Genomic DNA, 14,837 nt, shown 5'->3' with positions numbered 1-14,837 from the left:
TCCTTGACTTGCGGCGTCCGGCGGCTATAAGTCCCGCAACCGGCGCGGGGCGTTTCTCGCGCTGTTTGTTTTTGCGTGGGTTTTCAAAGGGATAACTCCCGCCCGCACAAAACGCGCATAAACCCATAGCGACTGACAAAAAGCCGGCCCGGACGATTCTCGTCGCGAGGCCGGGATTTGAACACGGAGAAAAAACGATGTTCGCAGTCATCAAAACCGGCGGCAAGCAATACCGCGTCGTGCCGGATGATGTTCTCGAAGTAGGCAAGATCGAAGGCGAAGTCGGCTCGATCATACAGCTGAATGAAGTGCTGGTGCTCGGCGGTGACACGCCGGTCCTGGGCGTCCCGACGGTCGCAGGCGCGTCCGTTGCGGTCGAGGTGCTCGACCACAAGCGCGGGCCGAAGGTCATCGCGTTCAAGAAGCGCCGCCGCAAGAATTCGCGCCGCAAGCGCGGCTATCGCGACGAGATCACGGTCCTCCGTATCTCCGAGATCCTGACGGACGGCGCCAAGCCCACCAAGGGCCCGCGTCCGAAGCGGGAGAAGGTCGCCAAGGAAGAGGCGAAGGAAGAAGCCGCCGCATAATTTGATCACGCGCAATCACGAATTGATGCGTGAGAAATTGTGAAATGATTCCGTCAAGGAATTGATCTAGAAATACGCAGGATTTTGGAGACGAGCCATGGCTCACAAAAAAGCAGGCGGATCATCGCGCAACGGTCGCGATTCGAAGGGCAAGCGCCTCGGCATCAAGGCGTTCGGCGGCGAAGTCGTGATTCCCGGCAACATCATTGCGCGTCAGCGCGGCACCACCTGGCATCCCGGCCTTAATGTCGGCATGGGCACGGACCACACTCTGTTCGCCAAGATCGAGGGTCGCGTCACGTTCCAAGCCAAAGCCAACGGCCGCACATTCGTATCGGTACTCCCGATCGCCGAGGCGGCTGAATAGACGGTGGACCAAATTTGGAGTCCGCCGGGTCCTTGACCGAACCGGCGGAGTCCACGAGACGGCTCCAGGGGAGGCAGGGAAACCGGCCTCCCCTTTCGTTTGACTTGCTCACTTTTCACTTAGTGACTTTGACGGAGCCGGACATGTTGCAGGATTTCTCGAGCGTGACCTTGCGGGAGGCGAGACCGAGCGTCGTCGCCACCGAGCGGCTGACGTTGCGGCGCCCGACTCTCGCCGACGTCAGGACCATCGCCCACCTCGCCAACGACCGCCGTGTCGCGGAAAACACCCGTCGCCTTCCACACCCCTATTCGCAGGACGACGCCGTCGAATTCGTCCGCGCCACCGCCGCGCTCGGCAGCGAGACCGTATTCCTGATCGAGCACGACACCGGGCCGGTCGGCATGGTCGGCATCGACCGCTCCACGCCCGACAATGCCGAGCTCGGCTACTGGCTCGGCGTCGAGCATTGGGGCCAGGGCTTTGCCACCGAGGCCGCGCGCGGCGCGATCGACTTCTTCTTCGAGGAATTCGAGGACGATCATCTCTATGCGGGCGCGCGCGTCACCAATCCGGCCTCGCGCAACGTGCTGGAGAAGTGCGGCTTCCAGTGGAGCGGCGTCCAGCTGCATCGCTTCCTCGCGCTGGGCTCGTCCACGCCGGTCGATTGCTTCCGCCTGTCGCGCGGCGTGTGGTCGTCGCTGAAGAACTGGAGCAGTGCGAGACGGATGAGGTAGGGCGCGCGGCCACATACACTGCTGTCGTCCCGGGGCGCGACAAAGTCGCGAGCCCGGGACCCATAACCCCAGGGAGAAGTGTGACGCGAGGCTCCCACTCCGAGTCTTCGCAACACTACTGCCTGTGGGTATGGGTCCCGGATCTGCGCTTCGCTTGTCCGGGACGACAGTGTGACCGCGGCTACGCCGGCGGATTGACCTCGTTGCTCGGGCGGCCGAGATCCCGCTCCCGCAAGTAGATGTAGAACCCGGCGCCGATGATGATGGCGGCGCCGATGATGGTGGCAATCGACGGCACGTCGCCGAACACGACGAAGCCGAAGATCACGGCCCAGACGATCATCGAATATTGATAGGGCACCACGACGCTCGCCGGCGCCAGCTTGAGCGAGCGGTTGACGCAGAACAGCGCCGTCACCGAGACGCACCCCGCCAGTGCGAAGATCGCGAGGCTGCCTGATGTGGGCGGCACCCAATGGAACGCCGACAGCACCGCACCCAGCGAGAACGTGCCGATGAATTGCGACGACGCCATCACGATGTCGGGCGTCTTGCGCAGGCTGCGCGTGATCAGCATCAGCGTCGCAAACGACAGACTGCCGCCGAGCGCGATCAGCGCCGGCAGGCTGACCGTCTGCGCCGACGGCCGTAACGCGATCAGCACGCCGCAGAAGCCGATCAGGATCGCCGTCCAGCGCCGCCAGCCGACCTTCTCGCCCAGAAAGATCGCCGACATCGCGGTGACGAAGATGGGGCCGGCGAGATAATAGGTGATGACGTCGGCGAGCGGCAGATAGACCGTCGCGAGGAAGAAGGCGGCGACCTCCAGCGTCGACAGCACGACGCGGAACAGCTGGAGCCATGGCCGCTCCAGATGCAGGAACTGGTGGCGCTGCCGCCACACCAGCGGCGACAGCAGCAGCAGCGCCGCGCAGGCGCGCAGGAACAAGAGCTGCCCCACCGAATAAGTCCCGACCAGGAACTTGCCCATGGCGTCGCCGAACGAGAACATGAAGATCGACAGCACCATCAGCGCAATGCCGGCCAGGCGTGCGGAGCGGTCGTCATAGGCGGAGAGATTCTTGAAGAAGGGCATTGGCGCCGTTTTAATCACGTGGGCGCGCCGGACAAGCCCGCATCTGCCGATTGAACGGATTGTCGCACTCTTCGCGGCGCGATAGCGATAGATGCCTCCCCAACGAAAGAGCATGGACATGACCGACTTCGACCCGACCCGGCATCGCATGATCCCCGCGCAACGCTGGTTTGAGGATTTCGTGGTCGGCGAGCGCTTCGTGCTGCCGAGCCGCACCCAGACCTCGGCGGTGTTCGCCGCCTTCCAGACCGCGAGCGGCGACACCCATCCCGTGCATTACGACGTGGAATATTGCCGCAGCCGCGGCATGCCGCACCTGCTCGCCCACGGCTTTCAGACCTTGATCCACACGGCGCCCGGCGCGGGCCTGTTTCCGTTCATGGTCGAGGACTCCCTGGTCGGCTTCCTCGAGCAATCGAGCCGGTTCCTCAAACCGGTGTTCGCCGACGACACCATCTATCCCGCGCTCGAGGTCACGGAGCTGGTGCCGGGTCGCACGACCGGCGCGGTGACGCTCAAAAGCACCGTATTCAACCAGCGCAAGGAGCTGGTGCTGGAGGGGATGCAGAAATTCCTGATTCGGAGACGGCCTGCGGGTTAAGCACGGGGCCAAATTCGCCGAAATTCGGCCGATTCAGGGATAAGTCCGGGTTGCCGCGCGGGACCGCCTGCCCTACCTATGGCCCATGAAATTCCTCGACGAAGCAAAGGTCTATATCCGCTCCGGTGACGGCGGGAACGGCTGCGTGGCGTTCCGCCGCGAGAAGTTCATCGAATTCGGCGGTCCTTCCGGCGGCAATGGCGGCCGCGGCGGCAATGTGGTCATCGAGGTCGCCGACGGCCTCAACACGCTGATCGACTACCGCTACCAGCAGCATTTCAAGGCCCAGAAGGGCGAGAACGGCTCGGGCTCGGACCGTCATGGCGCCAACGGCAAGGCGATCGTGCTGAAGGTCCCTGTGGGCACGCAGATCTTCGACGAGGATCGCGAGACCCTGATCCACGACTTCACTGATGTCGGCGAGAAGTTCGTGCTGGCCGAGGGCGGCAATGGCGGTTTCGGCAACGCGCATTTCAAGTCCTCGACCAACCGCGCGCCGCGCAACGCCAATCCCGGCCAGCCCGGCGAGGAGCGCTGGATCTGGCTGCGGCTGAAACTGATCGCGGATGCCGGCCTGGTCGGCCTGCCCAATGCCGGCAAGTCGACTTTCCTCTCCAAGGTCAGCGCGGCCAAGCCGAAGATCGCCGATTATCCCTTCACCACGCTGCATCCGCAGCTCGGCGTCGTGAATTCCGACGGCCGCGAATTCGTGCTGGCGGACATTCCCGGTCTGATCGAAGGCGCGCATGAAGGCGCCGGCCTCGGCGACCGCTTCCTCGGCCATGTCGAGCGCTGCCGCGTGCTGCTGCATCTGGTCGATGCGACCTGCGAGCACGCAGGCAAGGCGTATAAGACGGTTCGCAACGAACTCAATGCCTATGGCGGGCTGCTCACCGACAAGATCGAGATCGTCGCGCTGAACAAGATCGACGCGGTCGGGCCGGACGAATTGAAGAAGCAGAAAGACCGGCTGAAGCGCGCGGCCAAGAAGACACCGCTGCTGCTCTCCGGCATCACCGGCGACGGCGTGAAGGAAGCGTTGCGCGCGCTTGTCGAAGTGATCGGCGAGGCCCCGGTATCGGCCAAGGCGAAGAGCGCGGCCGAAGCGGAGCCGTGGTCGGCCTGATCTCTCTCCCCACGGTCGTCCCCGCCTAGTGCGCAATTGCGCACGGGGAGCGGGGACCCATACCGCGTGATCTCTAGATTGCGGATGGTTGTAGTACCGAACAACGAGCCTTCGCAAAACTACGTCTTGGGGTTATGGGTCCCTGCTTTCGCAGGGACGACAGCGGAGTGCGCGGCCGCGGGCACGCGCATCGCGGCTTGTCATCACGACCGCGATAGCGCAGCATCAAAAAATCAAGAAACGGCAGGGGCGAAGCATGGCGCGTGCGAAGAACGTTCTCTGGATCATGTGCGACCAGCTTCGCTACGACTATCTCGGCTGCACCGGCCATCCCACGCTGAAAACGCCCAACATCGACGCCATGGCCAAGCGTGGCGTGCTCTTCAGCAAGGCGTATGTGCAGTCGCCGATCTGCGGCCCGTCGCGGATGTCGTTCTACACCGGACGCTACATGCGCTCGCACGGCTCGCACTGGAACGGCTGGCCGCTGCGCGTCGGCGAGCCCACGCTCGGCGACCACCTCAAAAAGATCGGCGTGCGCAACGTGCTGGTCGGCAAGACCCACATGGCGCCCGATCTCGAGGGCATGAAGGCGCTCGGCATCCCGCCGGAATCGATGATCGGCGTGCACGTCGCCGAATGCGGGTTCGAGCCTTATGAGCGAGACGACGGCCTGCATCCGACGGGACGGCCGCGCCCGAAATACGATGAGTACCTGCGCAGCCAGGGATTCGAGGCCACCAATCCCTGGGAGCATTGGGCGAATTCCGGCGAAGCTGGCGACGGCTCCCTGCAGAATGGCTGGCTGCTGGTGCATGCCGACAAGGCCGCGCGCGTGCCGGACGAGCACTCCGAGACGCCCTACATGACGCGGCGCGCGATGGACTTCATCAGCGAGGCCGAGACCGACGGCAGGCCGTGGTGCCTGCATCTGTCCTACATCAAGCCGCACTGGCCCTATATCGCGCCCGAGCCCTATGCGAGCATGTATTCGACCGATGACATGATCCCGGCGATCCGCTCCGAGCGCGAACGCCAGAATCCGCATCCGGTGTTCGGCGCCTACATGGACATGCGCTACTCCCGCAACATGGCGCGCGACGAGGCCCGCGAGAAGGTGATCCCGACCTATATGGGCCTGATTACCCAGATCGACGACCAGATGGGCGTGCTGATGAAGTTTTTGGAGGCGCGCGGCCTGCTGGACACCACCATGATCGTGTTCACCTCCGATCATGGCGATTATCTCGGCGATCACTGGATGGGCGAGAAGGATCTGTTCCACGAACAGTCGGCGAAGATTCCGTTGATCATCATCGATCCGTCGAAGGAAGCCGACGCCACGCGTGGCACGCGCAGCGACGCGCTGGTCGAAGGCATCGATCTCGCGCCGACCTTCGTCGATTATTTCGGCGGCAAGGTGCCGGGCCACATCCTCGAAGGACGCTCGCTGCTGCCGCTGCTGCGCGGCGAGAGGCCGTCCGACTGGCGCAAGGTGGCGTTCTCCGAATATGACTACGCCATGCAGGATGTGCGGCTGAAGCTGAACCAGCCGATCGAGCGCTGCCGCCTGTTCATGGTGTTCGACGGCCGCTGGAAGTACATCCACGCCTCCGGCTTCCGCCCGATGCTGTATGATCTCGAAACCGATCCGGACGAGTTTCTGGATCGCGGCGACGATCCGGAGTGTGCCGGCATCATCGCTCGCCTTCAGGCCGAGCTGTTCGACTGGGCCCTGCATCCCAACGACCACATCACCACGCCGCGCGAGAAGATCGCGAACTATGCTGACAATCAGCTTCAGGTGAAGGGCGGGATTTTGATCGGTGTCTGGGATGAGGCGGAGCTTGCGTCGATCAAGGACGGCATCGCGCAGCGCGCGAAGCTCTAAAACCCTCATGGTGAGGAGGCGCGAAGCGCCGTCTCGAACTATGCAGGCCCCCGCTGCTACAGCCGGGCCTTTCATCCTTCGAGACGCCGCTCCGCGGCTCCTCAGGATGAGGGGATAGAGTAGCGCGCGGCATTCAATTCTCGATCTTGTACCCCGTCGCCTTCACGATCGGCTGCCAGAACGCCGTGTTGGCGGCGAGCTCCTTGGTCAGGCCATCCGCGGTGCTGCCGACCGGGATCAGCCCGATCGCGGTGAGCTTTTCCTTCACCTCGGGCCTGGCGAGCGCCGCACTCGCGGCGGCGCCGAGCTTGCTGGCGAAGTCCGGCGGGCTGCCGGCGGGAAGCCACATGCCGTACCAGGCATCCGCGACGAGATCGATGCCGCTCTCCTTCAGCGTCGGAACCTCAGGTGCGAACGGCGAACGTTCCGCGCTCGCGACCGCGATGATCTTCACGCCCTTGGCGCGGTGCTGCGGCAGCGCATCGGCCAATGTCACGATGCCGAACGACAGATGGCCGCCGATGAGATCGTTGAGGATAGGCGCGCTCCCGCGATAGGGCACGCGGGTCAAGGGAATGCCGAGATCCTTCTCGAGCTTGGAGCCCATGAAATGCGGAATGGTGCCGTTGCTCGGCACCCCGAACGACGTCTTGTCCGGATGCGCCTTCAGCCACGCCACGAATGACTTGAAATCGGCAGCGTCAATCGCCGGGCCGATCACGACTGCGAATTCGAACCGCGCCAACAGCGACACCGGCATGAAATCCTTCGCCGTGTCGAAGCTCGGCGTCGTCTCCACCATCGGCAGCAGGTACATGGTGGGGCCCGTCGTCACCAGCACCATGCTGCCGTCGGCACTCGCGCCCTTCACCGCCTTGATGCCGATCAGGCCGTCGCCGCCGGTACGGTTCTCGACCACGATGGTCCGTTGCAGCACCGGCGCCATCTCCTGCGCGATCAGCCGGCACAGCGTGTCGCCGCCCGCTCCCGCCGCGAACGGGAAGATCATTTTTGTCAGCCCGGCCTGCGCTTGCGATCCGCCCGCCTGCGCCAACAGCGGCAACCCGAGACATCCGGCGATGAAGTTGCGGCGATCCATCAGTTTCCTCTTCGAGCCCGTTATGGTTGGCGACAGTTAGAGCCAGGCGAGCGTCCCGGACAAGCGCCGTTTACCATTCCGACCGCCTTGCGCCGGCCATCGTCCTGCTGCAAAAGCAGGCCTTAACCGGCGCCGCCTGTCGCTCCGCCGTTTCCGATGCAGAGCAATTCGTCACACGCGCCAACACATACACACATGGCCAGCCCCGAACTCAGTCAATTCCGCCGCATCGTCGTCAAGGTCGGCTCCGCCCTGCTAGTCGATTCCGACAAGGGCGAGGTGCGCGCCTCCTGGCTCGCCGCGCTCGCCGACGACATGGCCAAGCTGCATCGCGAGGGACGCGACGTGCTCGTCGTCTCCTCCGGCTCGATCGCACTCGGCCGCAGCCGCCTCAAGCTGCCGCGCGGCCCGCTGAAGCTGGAGGAGAGCCAGGCGGCGGCCGCCGTCGGCCAGATCGCGCTGGCGCGGATCTGGTCGGAGGTGCTCGGCGCCCACGGCATCGGCGCGGGGCAGATCCTGGTCACGCTCCAGGACACCGAGGAGCGCCGCCGCTATCTCAACGCGCGCTCCACCATCGGCAAGCTGCTGGAATGGCGCGCGATCCCCGTCATCAACGAGAACGACACGGTCGCCACCAACGAGATCCGCTACGGCGACAATGACCGCCTCGCCGCGCGCGTCGCCACCATGGCGAGCGCCGATCTGCTGGTGCTGCTGTCCGACATCGACGGGCTCTACGACGCCCCGCCGAAGAACAATCCGAACGCAAAACTCATTCCCGTGGTCGACAGCATTTCCTCGGAGATCGAGGCCGTGGCAGGCGACGCCGAGTCCGAGCTGTCGCGCGGCGGCATGCGCACCAAGGTCGAGGCAGCCAAGATCGCGACCACAGGCGGCACGCATATGCTGATCGCCTCGGGCAAGATCGAGCATCCCCTGCAGGCGATCGCCGACGGCGGCCGCTGCACCTGGTTCCTGACGCCGGCCAACCCCATCACCTCGCGCAAGCGGTGGATCGCGGGTACGCTGGAGCCGAAGGGCACGCTGACCATCGATGCCGGTGCCGTGACGGCGCTGCGCGCCGGCGCCAGCCTGCTGCCGGCCGGCGTGATCAAGGTGGAAGGCCAGTTCGCCCGCGGCGATGCCGTGATCGTACGCGGCCCTGATACCAGCGAGGTCGGCCGCGGCCTGATCGCCTACGATGCCGAGGTCGCCGAGCGGATCAAGGGCCGCTCGTCCCCGGACGTGATGGCCATCCTGGGCATCAGCGGGAGGTCCGAGATGATCCACCGCGACGATCTGGTGGTGGGCGGGTAAGGGCCGCGACGGCCCTTTTCACTGAATTTGCTGGGCCAATGACCTAGCCGGCGCCTCGCCGGAGAGACCAGCCATACCCTCCCGACCCTTCGCAGACGCGGGATTTCCATGCTAGGACACCGCCTTAGCAGAAGGTTGAAGCTCCAATGGCCGCCCCCCTCAAAGCCGTCGACGGCAATGCCGATCTCCAGGCGCTGATGTCCGATCTCGCCGCCCGTGCCCGCGCTGCCGCGCGCGTGCTGGCGCTGGCGCCGCCGGAGCAGAAGAACCGGGCGCTCGAGGCCATGGAGCGGGCGATCCGCGCGAACTCTGCCGCGATCCTTGCCGCCAATGCCGAGGACGTCGCGGAGGCCCGCGCCTCGGGCACCATGATCGCCTCCTTCATCGACCGCCTGACACTGACACCTGCGCGCGTCGAGTCGATGGCCGAGGGCATCGGTATCGTGCGCGGCATCGCCGATCCGATCGGCATCGTCACCGAGAGCTGGCAGCGGCCGAACGGCATGACCATCGAGCGCGTGCGCGTTCCGCTCGGCGTCGTCGGCGTGATCTTCGAGAGCCGGCCGAACGTTGCGGCGGATGCCGGCGTGCTGTGCCTGAAATCCGGCAATGCCGTGATCCTGCGCGGCGGCTCCGACAGTTTTCGTTCGTGCCGCGCGGTCCATGAATGTCTCGTCCAGGGCCTGCGTGACGCCGGGCTCCCCGAAGCGGCGATCACGCTGGTGCCGACGCGCGACCGCGCGGCGGTCGGCATGATGCTGTCAGGGTTGAGCGGCGCCATCGACGTGATCGTTCCGCGCGGAGGCAAGAGCCTCGTCGCGCGCGTCGAGCAGGAGGCCCGCGTGCCCGTGTTCGCGCATCTCGAAGGCGTCAACCACGTCTATATCGATGCCAGCGCCGACCTCGCCATGGCGAAGTCGATCGTGCTCAACGCCAAGATGCGCCGCACCGGCGTCTGCGGCGCGGCCGAGACGCTGCTGGTCGATCGCGCCGCGGCCGCCAAGAACCTGAGGCCGCTGGTCGAGATGCTGATCGAGGCCGGCTGCGAAGTGCGCGGCGACGACGCCGTGCAGAAGACCGATGCGCGCGTCAAGCCTGCCAGCGAAGACGATTGGGACACCGAATATCTCGACGCGATCATCGCGGCGAAGGTGGTGGACGGTGTCGACGGCGCGATCACGCATATCCAGAACCACGGCTCGCATCACACCGACGCGATCGTGAGCGCGGACGAGGCTGCTGCGAGGAAATTCCTGAGCGAGGTCGATTCCGCGATCGTGCTGCACAATGCCTCGACGCAGTTCGCCGATGGCGGCGAGTTCGGTTTCGGCGCCGAGATCGGCATCGCCACTGGCCGATTCCACGCCCGTGGTCCTGTCGGCGCCGAGCAGCTCACGAGCTTCAAATATCGCGTCCACGGCACAGGTCAGACGCGGCCGTAAGTCATGTCGCGAGGCGTGGGGCATTGAGTAACAATTTCGTCGCGCCACGTTTCTTCGCGCAGGCCATTCCGCCCTACACCGAAGGCATGCGCGTCGGCCTGCTCGGCGGCTCGTTCAATCCACCGCACGAGGCCCATCGCGCCATCAGCCAGTTCGCGCTGAAACGCCTCCGACTCGACCGCGTGTGGTGGCTGGTGACGCCGGGCAATCCGCTCAAGGAGAACGGCACGCTGCATGAGCTCGGCGCGCGCATGCAAGCCGCGCGCGACGTCGCCGACGATCCCAGGATCGAGGTGAGCTGTCTCGAATCCGTCATTCGTACCCGCTATACTATCGACACGATCAACACCTTGCGCCGCCGCCTCAGCGGCCTGCGCTTTGTCTGGATCATGGGCGCCGACAATCTCGCTCAATTCCATCGTTGGCAGCACTGGCGGCGCATCGCCGACCAGGTGCCGATTGCGGTCATCGATCGCCCGCCGCAGAGTTTTCGCGCCCTCGCCTCGCCCGCTGCCCAGGCCCTTGCACGCTACCGCGTGCCCGAGACGGACGCGGCATTGCTTCCGGATCGGCCGGCGCCGGCCTGGGTCTTTCTGACGGGGTTGAAACTGAACCTGTCCTCGACCGGCTTGCGGAACCCGGACGGGAGCTGGAAAGGTCCGAAGTGAGACGGAGTGTGTGGACGTTGTGGGGATTTCGGACTCTCTGGCATATTGAAACCCTTAACCCCACATGATGTAGTGTAACCAGTGAGCGTCGGATTCGGCGTTCGCGATACAGTGAAAGGAATGGTCCCTGACCACATCTGTATTGTCCAAGTCTGTTTTACCCAAGGTAGCGAAACCGGCGCGTAAAACATCGACCAAAGCTGCGGCCTTGAAGGCGCAACCCGACGCCGACAAGACGCTGAGCCTGATCCTCTCCCGCCTCGACGACATGAAGGCGGAAGAGACGGTCACCATCGACCTTCGCGGCAAATCGGCGTACTCCGACTACATGATCGTTACCACCGGCCGGGTGAACCGGCATGTCGGCGCGATCGCGGACAACGTCGCCAAGGGCCTCAAGGAAAACGGCATCAGGAACATCCACGTCGAGGGCTTGCCCAATTGCGACTGGGTGCTGATCGATTCCGGCGATGTGATCGTGCACGTGTTCAGACCCGAGGTCCGTGAGTTCTACAATCTCGAGAGATTGTACACGCAGGGCCCAGGGGCGGCGAAGGCGATCTAGGCTCATCGAGCCGATTTCGAATCGGCTGACGCGCATGCTAGCGTCGTGCGCGCGCATATTGCGCGCGGTCTCGAAACACGACCTGAAGATATCATGCGCGTTGCTGTCATTGCGGTGGGCCGGCTGAAGCAGGGCCCCGAACGGGAGCTTGCCGACCGCTATTTCGAGCGGTTCGACGAAGCCGGCCGCAAGCTCGGATTCCGCGAGCTCACCATCCACGAAATCCCCGAAAGCCGCGCGCGCGACACCGCGACACGGATGGCCGAAGAGGCCGCGGCGATCGGTGCGCACATCCCGGAAAAATCGATCCTGGTGGCGCTGGACGAGCGCGGCCAGAATCTCGACTCCACCGTATTCGCACGGCACCTCGGTCGCTGGCGCGACGAGGGTGCCGGACATACTGTCTTCGTGATCGGAGGGGCGGACGGACTTTCGCCCGAATTGCGCCGTAAGGCCAAGCTCGCTATCGCGTTCGGCTCTGCGACCTGGCCGCACCAAATGGTCCGCGTCATGCTTCTGGAACAGCTTTATCGGGCCGCCACCATTCTGGCCGGCCACCCCTATCACCGCGCGTGATGCGCGCACAACGAGCACCTTTGCGTAAAGCGATGCGAGCGCCGATCCTCAACCTGCTGCTGATCGCCGGCGTCACGGGCGCAAGCCTCGCGCAAGCTCAGACGCAAGGTCCGACAATTGCGCCCGCGCCACAGACGGCGGCCGCCTCGCCCGATGCGATCAAGCAGCGCGAGCAGGAGCTCGAGGCCGCCCGCGCGAGGCAGAAGAGCGCCGAGGAAGCGCAGGCCAAGCTCAAGGCCGAAATCACCTCGCTCGGCCAGGACCGCACCCAGCTCAATCAGCAGCTGATCGATACCGCAGCCAATGTGCGGGCCGTCGAGACCAAGATCGACGAAGCCGAAGCGCGGCTGCGCTCGCTCAACGGCCGCGAGCAGCAGATGCGCACCTCGCTGGAGTCGCGCCGCGCCGACATCGTCGAGGTGCTGGCGGCCCTGCAGCGCGCCGGCCGGCGCACGCCGCCGGCGCTGTTGGTGCGGCCCGAAGACGCGCTGCAGTCACTGCGCACCGCCATGCTGCTCGGCGCCGTGGTGCCGGAATTGCGCGGCCGCGCCGAGAAGCTCGCGGGCGACCTCGGCGAGCTCGTGGCCTTGCGCAAGAACATCGCCGCCGAACGCGACCAGCTTGCCACCGACCGCGACAAGGTCCGCAACGACCAGACCCGGCTCACCGCCCTGGTCGACGAGCGGCAGCGTCAGCAGGCGTCGCGCGAAAAAGACCTCGACGCCGAGAACTCGCGCGCCATCGCGCTCTCCAGGCAGGTCGGCGATCTCCAGGGGCTGATCACCAAGATGGAGCAGGATCTGCAGAGCGCCGCCAAGGCCGCCGAGAAGGCGGCTGAGGCCGCCAAGCAGGCCGAGGCCAAGGCGGCCGCCAGCGCCAAGCCCGGTCCGGGCACTTTCAAGGACCGGTCCCGGACCACCCCGGCGATCGCCTTCGCGGCGGCCAAGGGGCTCCTGCCTCTCCCGGTTAACGGTAACAAGATCAGGGATTTTGGCGGTTCCGACGGGGTCGGCGGTGTCCAGAAGGGCATTTCGCTGGCAACCAGGCCCGGCTCCCAGGTCACGACGCCGTGTGATGGCTGGGTTGTCTATTCCGGCCCGTTCCGCAGCTATGGACAACTCTTGATCCTCAACGCCGGGGGCGGGTATCATGTCCTGATCGCCGGGATGGAGCGCATTTCGGTTAACATCGGTCAGTTTGTGCTCACGGGGGAGCCGGTCGCGACCATGGGATCGACCTCACAAGTCGCCTCCATTCTCGCCACGAACGCGAGTCAACCTGTGCTGTATGTCGAGTTCCGTAAGGACGGCACTCCAATCGATCCAGGCCCATGGTGGGCCGCAAATGAAGGCGAGAAGGTTCGCGGATGATGCGCAAGACTTCAGTTATCCTCCTCAGCGCGGCCACCGGTGCTGCGCTGACGCTGTTCGTGACCCAGCCGCGCGCGGTCTTCATGGGCTCCAGCGCGCGAGCCGCCACCGCAGACACCTATCGCCAGCTCAATCTGTTCGGCGACGTGTTCGAGCGCGTGCGCTCAGACTATGTCGAGAAGCCCGATGACACCAAGCTGATCGAATCCGCCATCAGCGGCATGCTCACCGGCCTCGATCCGCATTCGAGCTACATGGACGCCAAGAGCTTCCGCGACATGCAGGTGCAGACCCGCGGTGAGTTCGGCGGGCTCGGCATCGAAGTCACGATGGAGGACGGCCTGATCAAGGTGGTCTCGCCGATCGACGACACCCCCGCTTCGCGCGCCGGCGTCATGGCCAACGACATCATCACCAATCTCGACGACGAAGCCGTGCAGGGCCTGACCCTGAACCAGGCGGTCGAGAAGATGCGCGGTCCGGTCAACACCAAGATCAAGCTCAAGATCATCCGCAAGGGCCAGGACAATCCGATCGACGTCACCCTGGTGCGCGACAACATTCGCGTCCGCTCGGTGCGCGCGCGCATCGAGGCCGACGACATCGCCTATATCCGCATCACCACCTTCAACGAGCAGACCACCGAAGGCCTGAAGCGCGAGGTCGCCAACCTCTCGAATCAGATCGGCGACAAGCTGAAGGGCTACATCATCGACCTCCGCAACAACCCGGGCGGCCTGCTCGAGGAAGCGGTCACCGTCTCCGACTCGTTCCTGGAGAAGGGCGAGATCGTCTCGACCCGCGGCCGCAATGCCGAGGAGACCCAGCGCCGCACCGCGCATGCGGGCGACCTCACCAAGGGCAAGCCTGTTATCGTGCTGGTCAACGGCGGTTCGGCCTCCGCGTCGGAAATCGTCGCCGGCGCGCTCCAGGACCACAAGCGCGCGACCATCGTCGGCACGCGCTCGTTCGGCAAGGGCTCGGTGCAGACCATCATTCCGCTCGGCTCGGGCAACGGCGCACTGCGCCTGACCACGGCGCGCTACTACACGCCGTCGGGCAAGTCGATCCAGGCCAAGGGCATCGTGCCCGACATCGAAGTGCTCCAGGACGTGCCGGACGAGCTGAAGTCGCGCACCGACACCAAGGGCGAGGCTTCGCTGCGCGGCCATCTCAAGAACGACGGCGACGAGAAGACCGGCTCGCAGTCCTACGTCCCGCCGGACGCCAAGGACGACAAGGCGCTCAAGCTCGCGGACGACCTGCTCCACGGCATCAAGAACAGCGCCTCCGCGGCGCCGACGCCGGGCGACAATAAGGCCACGACCGACAAGCCCAAAGCGGCGAACTAAGTCGGCGCGTCACCTCATCTCTCGAAAAGGGCGGCTCCGGGAG

Annotated in this window: 15 protein-coding genes; 13 read left to right on the top strand and 2 right to left on the bottom strand. The window is 65.0% G+C overall.

Translation table 11 applies throughout. The annotated features are described in order from the left end of the window. Positions 1-197 precede the first annotated feature (197 nt). The 3 genes from rplU (at position 198) to IVB46_RS33270 (ending at position 1,691) form a co-directional block, all read left to right on the top strand. On the top strand, positions 198-587 hold the full coding sequence (gene rplU, locus IVB46_RS33280) for a 50S ribosomal protein L21 (protein WP_028149982.1): 390 nt from the start codon (positions 198-200) through the stop codon (positions 585-587). 97 nt (positions 588-684) lie between these two features. Continuing rightward, the gene (rpmA, locus tag IVB46_RS33275; protein WP_011083253.1) at positions 685-954 is read left to right on the top strand and encodes a 50S ribosomal protein L27; all 270 of its coding nucleotides are present in this window, start codon (positions 685-687) and stop codon (positions 952-954) included. A 143-nt stretch (positions 955-1,097) separates the two neighbouring features. Further along, the gene (locus IVB46_RS33270; RefSeq protein WP_028149983.1) at positions 1,098-1,691 is read left to right on the top strand and encodes a GNAT family N-acetyltransferase; all 594 of its coding nucleotides are present in this window, start codon (positions 1,098-1,100) and stop codon (positions 1,689-1,691) included. A 181-nt stretch (positions 1,692-1,872) separates the two neighbouring features. Here the strand turns inward: IVB46_RS33270 and IVB46_RS33265 are convergent, their stop codons facing one another. Beyond that, on the bottom strand, positions 1,873-2,787 hold the full coding sequence (locus IVB46_RS33265; RefSeq protein WP_247306851.1) for a DMT family transporter: 915 nt from the start codon (positions 2,785-2,787) through the stop codon (positions 1,873-1,875). Positions 2,788-2,905: 118 nt separating this feature from the next. Between IVB46_RS33265 and IVB46_RS33260 the strand changes: the two genes are divergently transcribed. From IVB46_RS33260 to IVB46_RS33250, 3 genes are all read left to right on the top strand, one after another. Continuing rightward, on the top strand, positions 2,906-3,388 hold the full coding sequence (locus IVB46_RS33260) for a MaoC family dehydratase (protein WP_014490587.1): 483 nt from the start codon (positions 2,906-2,908) through the stop codon (positions 3,386-3,388). 85 nt (positions 3,389-3,473) lie between these two features. Next, the gene (gene obgE / locus IVB46_RS33255) at positions 3,474-4,514 is read left to right on the top strand and encodes a GTPase ObgE (protein WP_063980437.1); all 1,041 of its coding nucleotides are present in this window, start codon (positions 3,474-3,476) and stop codon (positions 4,512-4,514) included. Positions 4,515-4,770: 256 nt separating this feature from the next. Next, positions 4,771-6,405: an alkaline phosphatase family protein gene (locus IVB46_RS33250; RefSeq protein ID WP_247306848.1), complete on the top strand. Its 1,635-nt coding sequence runs from the start codon at positions 4,771-4,773 to the stop codon at positions 6,403-6,405. 133 nt (positions 6,406-6,538) lie between these two features. On the opposite strand, the gene IVB46_RS33245 is transcribed toward IVB46_RS33250, so the two are convergent. Further along, positions 6,539-7,504 (bottom strand): Bug family tripartite tricarboxylate transporter substrate binding protein, encoded by a 966-nt coding sequence (locus IVB46_RS33245; RefSeq protein ID WP_247306844.1) that lies wholly within the window; start codon positions 7,502-7,504, stop codon positions 6,539-6,541. A 195-nt stretch (positions 7,505-7,699) separates the two neighbouring features. Between IVB46_RS33245 and proB the strand changes: the two genes are divergently transcribed. The 7 genes from proB (at position 7,700) to IVB46_RS33210 (ending at position 14,794) form a co-directional block, all read left to right on the top strand. Then, positions 7,700-8,821 carry a glutamate 5-kinase gene (gene proB / locus IVB46_RS33240; RefSeq protein WP_028149988.1) on the top strand — a complete coding sequence of 374 codons (1,122 nt, stop codon included), beginning with the start codon at positions 7,700-7,702 and terminating at the stop codon, positions 8,819-8,821. Positions 8,822-8,967: 146 nt separating this feature from the next. Next, the gene (locus IVB46_RS33235; RefSeq protein WP_247306841.1) at positions 8,968-10,263 is read left to right on the top strand and encodes a glutamate-5-semialdehyde dehydrogenase; all 1,296 of its coding nucleotides are present in this window, start codon (positions 8,968-8,970) and stop codon (positions 10,261-10,263) included. A 23-nt stretch (positions 10,264-10,286) separates the two neighbouring features. After that, on the top strand, positions 10,287-10,931 hold the full coding sequence (locus tag IVB46_RS33230; protein WP_247306825.1) for a nicotinate-nucleotide adenylyltransferase: 645 nt from the start codon (positions 10,287-10,289) through the stop codon (positions 10,929-10,931). Positions 10,932-11,139: 208 nt separating this feature from the next. Further along, positions 11,140-11,496, top strand: coding sequence for a ribosome silencing factor (gene rsfS / locus IVB46_RS33225; RefSeq protein ID WP_014490594.1), 357 nt, complete (start codon positions 11,140-11,142; stop codon positions 11,494-11,496). Between the two features lie 93 nt (positions 11,497-11,589). Next, positions 11,590-12,072 carry a 23S rRNA (pseudouridine(1915)-N(3))-methyltransferase RlmH gene (rlmH, locus tag IVB46_RS33220; protein ID WP_247344313.1) on the top strand — a complete coding sequence of 161 codons (483 nt, stop codon included), beginning with the start codon at positions 11,590-11,592 and terminating at the stop codon, positions 12,070-12,072. Positions 12,073-12,104: 32 nt separating this feature from the next. Continuing rightward, a complete protein-coding gene (locus IVB46_RS33215; protein WP_247306946.1) occupies positions 12,105-13,442 on the top strand; it encodes a peptidoglycan DD-metalloendopeptidase family protein in 1,338 nt (445 codons plus the stop codon). Beyond that, complete coding sequence (locus tag IVB46_RS33210; RefSeq protein WP_014490597.1) at positions 13,439-14,794, top strand: S41 family peptidase; 1,356 nt, start codon at positions 13,439-13,441, stop codon at positions 14,792-14,794. The genes IVB46_RS33215 and IVB46_RS33210 overlap by 4 nt, the downstream gene beginning before the upstream one ends. Positions 14,795-14,837 lie beyond the last annotated feature (43 nt).

The organism is Bradyrhizobium sp. 61 (assembly GCF_023073075.1).
Taxonomy (GTDB): domain Bacteria; phylum Pseudomonadota; class Alphaproteobacteria; order Rhizobiales; family Xanthobacteraceae; genus Bradyrhizobium; species Bradyrhizobium barranii.
Note: the sequence above shows the minus strand (reverse complement) of the source record. Positions and strands in the feature narration are given on the sequence as shown.